This is a genomic window from Chitinophaga sp. (assembly GCF_036569125.1).
In the GTDB taxonomy this organism is placed as follows: Bacteria; Bacteroidota; Bacteroidia; order Chitinophagales; family Chitinophagaceae; genus Chitinophaga.
In genome coordinates this window covers 1-7,199 of record NZ_DATCRF010000398.1, presented here as the reverse complement: position 1 = coordinate 7,199, position 7,199 = coordinate 1, and the positions used below count along the sequence as shown (strand labels likewise).

General features: G+C 47.5%; 7 protein-coding genes. 1 reads left to right on the top strand and 6 read right to left on the bottom strand.

Annotation, left to right across the window (positions count from 1 at the left end):
• Positions 1 to 918 (bottom strand): nucleoside-diphosphate sugar epimerase/dehydratase (locus tag VIM87_RS14905; RefSeq protein ID WP_331997759.1); only part of this gene is annotated, 918 nt, incomplete at its 3' end.
• 1,020 nt (positions 919 to 1,938) lie between these two features.
• Between VIM87_RS14905 and VIM87_RS14900 the strand changes: the two genes are divergently transcribed.
• Entirely contained in the window at positions 1,939 to 2,961 is a 1,023-nt protein-coding gene (locus VIM87_RS14900) for a GntR family transcriptional regulator (protein ID WP_331997758.1), read from the top strand.
• Between the two features lie 586 nt (positions 2,962 to 3,547).
• Here VIM87_RS14900 and rhaM read toward each other — a convergent pair.
• From rhaM to VIM87_RS14875, 5 genes are all read right to left on the bottom strand, one after another.
• Entirely contained in the window at positions 3,548 to 3,859 is a 312-nt protein-coding gene (rhaM, locus tag VIM87_RS14895; protein WP_331997757.1) for an L-rhamnose mutarotase, read from the bottom strand.
• A gap of 116 nt (positions 3,860 to 3,975) precedes the next feature.
• Positions 3,976 to 4,566 (bottom strand): LutC/YkgG family protein, encoded by a 591-nt coding sequence (locus tag VIM87_RS14890; protein WP_331997756.1) that lies wholly within the window; start codon positions 4,564 to 4,566, stop codon positions 3,976 to 3,978.
• Positions 4,563 to 5,924, bottom strand: a complete 1,362-nt coding sequence (locus VIM87_RS14885; protein ID WP_331997755.1) for a lactate utilization protein B — start codon at positions 5,922 to 5,924, stop codon at positions 4,563 to 4,565. The genes VIM87_RS14890 and VIM87_RS14885 overlap by 4 nt, the downstream gene beginning before the upstream one ends.
• Before the next feature lie 132 nt (positions 5,925 to 6,056).
• Positions 6,057 to 6,791 (bottom strand): (Fe-S)-binding protein, encoded by a 735-nt coding sequence (locus VIM87_RS14880; RefSeq protein ID WP_331997754.1) that lies wholly within the window; start codon positions 6,789 to 6,791, stop codon positions 6,057 to 6,059.
• A 161-nt stretch (positions 6,792 to 6,952) separates the two neighbouring features.
• Positions 6,953 to 7,199, bottom strand: a 247-nt coding sequence (locus VIM87_RS14875; protein WP_331997753.1) for an FGGY-family carbohydrate kinase, incomplete at its 5' end; no start/stop codon positions are given.

The window sequence follows — 7,199 nt, the reverse complement described above, 5'->3', positions numbered from 1 at the left end:
GGCTGATTCTGCATTATCGCACATAATAATAGCCGCAGGCGAGTTCCTGATCAGCTGGCGAACCAGCTCACTGCCAATAGAGCCTGCGGCACCGGTCACTAATACGTACCGGCCTTTTAATCCACGGCTCACCTGCTGGTTCTGTATATTGATAACAGAACGTTCCAGCAGGTCTTCGATATTGATATCTTTTAACTGCGTATTGTTCCAGCGGCCGCTGATCCACTGATCTACCGGTAATACCTTCTGCACGCGTATGTTCAGCGCTGCGCACTGGTCTACCAGCTCATTCAGCAATGCGGGTTCTATCTGCTCATCTGCTATAATAAGCAGCTTAATACGCTCCTGTGTTACCAGCTTTTGTAAAGAGGCGCGGCAGGCTGCATAAATAGGCAATCCTTCCAGCCGCCTGCCGGTAAGCACGCTGGTATTTTCAAGAAAGGCTACTACCCGGATATTTGCCTCATTATCTTCATTGATCATTTTGCGCACCATTACACCGGAATGGCTGGTGTTATAGATGGCGGCCCTGAGCTTATTTTCATTACGCTCACGCCAGTAAAAACGGAAGAACCATTTAACGATCAAACGATAAGATAACCAGGTAAAAATGCTGATAAAGAAGTTAATGACAATCACAGACAGGGGGAAGATCATAGCCCCTTCATTTAAGAGCTTAATGTTCTCTATATTATAATACACTAATGAACACACGAAGCTTAAACCGGAGATACGGCCTATATCTGCTATGCTGGTGTAACGCACTACGCCTTTGTAGGTACGTAACAACAGGGAGAAAACGAATGTAACGCCAACGACTATACTAAATATATCCTTTAAGGGATAGTTCCTGAACGCATCCAGGTCAAAGTTCAATCTTAACAGCAACGCGAATAACATTGCTGCGCCTGCGTACATAAGATCCAATAACAGTATAAGCCATGAAGGGGTAATCCAAGACTTTTTTACCATTTTTAAATAGATGAGGTTAGAAACTAGATTTTGATCATAGCCATTTCTTATTGATATACATAGGATGATTGTGACATACCCCCATGTTATATCAATAGTATTTCAATAATCAAGATTTAGTTAACGAAACTTTTTTGCTTGCCAACATTGTAACAGTATATTATCCCTTTTTCATAACCAGGACCCCATGCTAAACTCTCTTAATGCCCTGTAAACGTGGATTGGGGGTCAGTATTCCTATTTGCAATACTACGTATTAAAGTTAAAAGTTTCGTTAATGAAATTGATCACTGATAAATCTTTTAATTTAAAATATCTATTAAAACTAATATCAGTCATAGAGCAAGAGGCATTCTCTTTACCAAGGTGCATCATTACTCACTTTGCGCATTATGTACACTAAGGCGCAAATTGCCTGATAGCCCTTTTAACTTTTTATGACCAGTAAGTATATCGGTAGGGAAATGGACAATAGGTTGTTGGGCAGAGGAGCGTTATGTTGCTAAAACAACGCCCATCAGCTTTTCACGTGGCTTAAACTTGTACTCGGTAGTTAGCTTATTCGGTAGTTATAACAATACTAATTTACTTATTGTTTAAAATAATAACAATAAAAAAAATCTTCTTTATAGCTATCAGGAATAATAAGTCGGTTGTGAGGTTACAGCGGGTAGCATTATAGTATGGTTACAGGATCACTTACTGCTATATAACTGCGTTAACCGCTTCTTGTTTTGTTATCCGTTAACAACTGATTAAGATCTTTATGGAATGAACCAGGTTTTTATCTTCACTTATGAATGGCAGGCATCCCGAAAACAGATCCTGTACTTTACCGCTAATCATTCAGCAGCCGGTCCAGGGTGAAATTGTTATAATAATAATTTTAGCTATATTAAGACAATCGAAAACCTGAAAAGTGAAAGACGGCTTTTCCCCTTTGGCGCTTTTCACTATATTTCAACCATGAAACCGCTGCATATAGATACCAACAGCAAAGTTCCGGTGTACCTGCAAATTGTAGATTCCATTATGGCTGCGGTACGGGACGGCGATCTGCGAAGAGATGAGCAGATCCCCTCCATCAATGAGTTCAGCGAACAATACCTGCTGTCCCGCGGTACGGTGGAAAAGGCCTATAAAGAGCTGCGCGATAAAAAAGTGATCCTGTCCGTAAAAGGTAAAGGCTATTTTATATACCGTACGGATGTAAATATGCCCTTACGGGTGCTGCTGCTGTTTAATAAGATCAGCAACTATAAAAAACAGATCTACAATGCTTTTGTAAAAACCCTGGGCGAAGGAGTGTTTGTAGACCTGCACATACACCACAGCAACGTACAGCTCTTTGATAGCCTGATCAGCAACCACCTGGGGGATTATGACCACTACGTGATCATGCCGCATTTTTATGAGCAGCCGGAAAGGGTGCTGCAGATCATCCGGCAGATCCCCGAGCAACAGCTGCTGCTGCTGGATAAAGACCTGCCGGAGCTGGGCGGCAGGCATGCCGTAGTATTCCAGAACTTTGAAAAGGATATTTACGAAGCCTTATACGAAGCCCTCCCCTCCCTGAAAAAGTATAACAGCCTGGTATTTGTGAACCCCGGCAACATTATGCCTTACCCGCCGGAGATCCGCAAAGGGTTCCAGTACTTTTGCCGCATGCATGATTTCAATTTCTCTGTAATGGAAGACGGCCTGGAAATGAGCGCTCCCGTTAAAGCCGGCCAGGCTTTCATTGTAATAGAGGAAACGGACTTGGTGAACCTGGTGAAGATCTGCCGGAATAATGCTTTAGCGATCGGTAAGGATGTAGGGATCGTATCCTATAATGAAACGCTGCTGAAAGAGGTGCTGCTGGATGGCATTACCGTGATCTCTACCGATCATGAGCAAATGGGCATCACTGCGGCGCAGATGATCTTAGAGAAGGGTACGGAGCGGGTTAAGAACCCGTTTAAGCTGATATTGCGGAATTCTCTTTGAGGGTTGGGTTGCCGGATGATTGTATGATTGGTTGCTGTGTGGTTGGTTTGTGTGGCTGGTTTATGTGGCTGGTTACTGTATGGTTGTTTTCAGTGTTGTTGTTCCGTGTGGTTGCCTCTGTTTGGTTGCCTTTGTTTGGTTGGCTCCCGTAGGCCCAAACGAACTGCGCCCGCCTGTTTGGGAATGCTATGGGGCTTTGGGGGTCGTATCAAGGGCTAGGTGGTATTGGGCATTTTCAAGCGTGTGACGCCGGCCAAGGTTCTTTTTGGGCCTATCGGGAGCCGCCCACATTATGCTGAAGACCCTTATTTTGTTAACCTGGTATTTTGTTAGCCTGGTATTTGTTAGCCTCGTATCCTGTTAGCCTGCTAGTCTCCTTTTAATATACCTTATTTATTACCCTGAACTATTGCTTTAGCTATTAATTATTGATCATTAATTATTAATTACTCCATCCTGCAATGTGTCCTTTTAGCCTGGTACTCTGGTACTCTCCCCTGATATTCTGTTACCCTCCTTTAATATACCTTACCTATTACCCCGAACTATTGCCTTTGGCTATTAATTATTAATCATTAATTATTAATTACTCCATATGGAACATCTCTGTTAAGGGAGTGCTGATGGGGGAATTGTCGGGATGGGTGTCCATAATGTCGGCCATGTAGGCCCACCAGCGTTGTACGATGGGATGGGCGCCGAGGTCTTGAGAGGAGCCGGTACCGGATTGCTGCTGAACGGCGAAGAGCGTATGCGTTGCTTCATCCAGGAAAATGGTGTAATCGTGAATGCCGCTGTGTTTTAGCAGCTGCTGCAGCTCGGGCCAGATGGCTGCGTGGCGCCTGCGGTATTCCTCCGCAAAGCCGGGCTTAAGGTGCATTTTGAAGGCTGTTTTCATGAACGGGAATTATTAATAATTAAAAAGTGGATTGGTGGTGGCATGGTGATGGGATGGCGCTAGCATGGCAGTGGCATGACGCTAGGATGGCGGTGGGATAGCCCGGCGCCCCCATACTATTTCTTTATAATGATGGTCAGGCTTTTGGCGCCGTGTGCGCCCAGCACCAGTGATTGTTCTATATCGGCGGTTTTGGAAGGGCCGGCAATAAATACGCCGAAGCCGTTCTGCGGACCGCCTATTTTTTCATAGGCATGGTGCATGGTGGGTACAATGGTATTCACATCCAGCACTACGGCCAGGTGCTGCGCAATAAAAGGCAGCACACGCACCTGCAGCTCCTTTTCCGTGAGCCATAAGGCCCCGTTCTCGGCTACGCCCAGCTGCGCTCTTACAATGGCCAGGTCGGCCTGCTGCAGCTGGCGGCCATCGCCGGTTAGCCAGTCAAAGGTGGCGGCGCGTGCATGCAATAAGGGATCGGTGGTGATCACCTGCTCCATATCCGGGTAGTGTTCGTGCAGCAAGGCCGGGATCTCTGCTTCATCAGTAACTTCCAGCAGGTGACTGCCCATACCTTCCGCTACTTTACGGAAAGCTTCCAGGCTGGCTGGCGCACTGGTTATAAAAGGCGCCAGGTCAGGCAGCTGGCTGGCGGCCGGCTGATTTTGTTTTACTGCGGCCAGGATCTTATCTCTGCTGTTGCTCATCGGTTCTTTTTATACCACGTTTCAAATGATTCTGCGGGTGGCGGCGGCAGCTCACGCTGTTTGTACCAGGGGTTAAAACGGTTGTTTACCACACCCGGTGCTACACGCATTACCCAGCGCGCCATTTTACCTGCAAACTTATACAGGCCAGGACGGGAAAGCACAGTGGTCATCACTTTCATGCCCGCGGTCTTAGCTGCCTTGGTCTGCCCATCCTGCACCAATACCTGCCGCCATTTATACAGCTGCTGGTGAATATCTATTTTCACCGGGCACACATTGGAACAGGAGCCGCATAAGGTAGATGCAAAAGGCAGATCGGCATACTGCTTCATATCCAGGTTGGGCGCCAGTATAGCCCCAATAGGACCGGCAATAGCATTATGATAGCTATGCCCGCCGCTGCGGCGGTATACAGGGCAGGTGTTCATACAGGCCCCGCAGCGGATACACTTCAGGGAGTTGCGGAAATCCTCGCGCCCCAGCTGCCGGCTGCGGCCATTATCTACCAATACAATATGTAACTGCTGCCCGGGTTTGGGCGTACGGAAATGACTGCTGTAAGTGGTAATGGGCTGGCCGGTTGCACTGCGGGCCAGCAGCCGCAGAAATACGCCCAGGTGCTTACGCTGCGGCACCAGCTTTTCAATGCCCATGCAGGCAATATGTACATCGGCCAGGTGAGCGCCCATATCAGCGTTTCCTTCATTGGTGCATACCACCATCTCCCCTGTTTCTGCTACTGCAAAATTAACCCCGGTAATTGCTACGCGGGATTGTATAAATTCTGAGCGCAGGTGTAAACGGGCAGCAGCGGTGAGGAACTGCGGATCGGCATTACCGGCCGGCGTGCCCAGGTGAATATGGAACAGGTCTCCTATCTCCTCCTTCTTTTTATGGATACAGGGCAGCACTATATGGCTGGGTGGCTCTTTGGCCAGCTGCACAATACGTTCACCCAGATCTGTATCAATTACTTCTATGCCATGATCGGCGAGGTAGTGATTCAAATGACATTCTTCCGTAAGCATGGATTTACTTTTCACCATGCGTTTTACGCCCTGCTGCTGTAACAGCTCCAGCACAATACGGTTATGCTCCTCTGCATCTGCTGCCCAGTGTACAATGGCGCCGTTCTGCTGCGCATTGCGCTCAAACTCTTCCAGGTAAGCGTGCAGGTTGCCCAGCACATTGTGTTTAATGAGGGAGGCGGTTTCCCGCAGGGTTTCCCATTCCGGTATGCTCCAGGCCATTTTGTCGCGCTTCTGGCGTACCCACCACAACGTTTCATCATGCCAGTTCACCCGGGGCTCATTGGCATTAAATGCTTCGGCCAGCTCAGCGTGATCTCTTTTCATAATGTGCTAATATGCTGATATGCTAATGTGCTGAATTTTATGAATGCGCTGATATATTATTATGCCAATTGATGGTATATTCTTAACAAATACCAGCACATTGGCATATCAGCACATCAGCACATTAAAAAGTTATTCGTTATTCAGTATCTCTGCAAGGTGTAATACTTTCACCGGGCTTTGCTGCCTGCGTAAAATGCCTTCCAGGTGCATCAGGCAGCTTACATCATTACCCGTAATGTATTCGGCGCCATGGTGCACGTGATCGGCTACACGATCTTTGCCCATCTTTACCGATACGGCTTCTTCAAACACACAAAAGGTGCCGCCAAAACCGCAGCACTCATCCTTACGGCTCAGCTCTATCAGCTCAAGGCCATCTACCATATTTAACAGCTGCAAAGGCTTGGAAAAGGCCGGCCCCACCAGCTCCGTCATTTGCGATACATGCAGGCCGCGCTGCCCATGGCAGCTCTGATGCACGCCTACTTTATGCGGGAACCTGGCGCGCAGGCTTTTTACCTGCAATACATCTGTCAGGAACTCAGAGAGCTCGTAAATGTTTTGCCGTATATGCGTGGCGGCGGTTTCATTATCCGCTACATGCAGATGGTCCTTCACGTGCAGCACACAGCTGCCGGAGGGTGCTACAATGTAGTCGTATGATTTGAAATTGTCTGTGAACAGCCGGTTGCAGCCATCAGTAAGGTGCTCATACCCGGAGTTAGCCATGGGCTGCCCGCAGCAGGTTTGCCCCGAAGGGTACCCTACCTCGCATCCCAGCTTTTCCAATAGCTGTAATGTAGCAATGCCCACCTGCGGGTAAAACTGATCTATGTAACAGGGAATGAATAATCCTACTTTCATATGTTTTTTTTAGCATAAAGCCGAAAGCGCAAAGCATAAAGCTGATTACCTTGGAGCTAAAAGCCGAAAGCGTAAAGCTTAAAGCTGATCGGCTTATATCCCTATCAAAGCTTTGTGCTTTCTGCTTTATGCTTTGTGCTTTAAGCTTTGGGCCTTGAGCTTTATGCTTTATCCTTTATGCTTTCTGCTGCCTTAAAATACTTCAGCTCCACCAGGTCGCCGGGTAAATTGCGGGTGTTCCAGTGGCGGTGAATGGCCAGCGCTGCGCCTACGGCCGTAGCCTGTGCTACGGATGCTGCATACACTTCCAGATCCGGAAATGCTGCGGCCAGCAGATGCATGTACAATGGGTTTTTGCTGAAACCACCGTCTACAAAAATACGCTTCACAGCCGTATTGTCAATAACC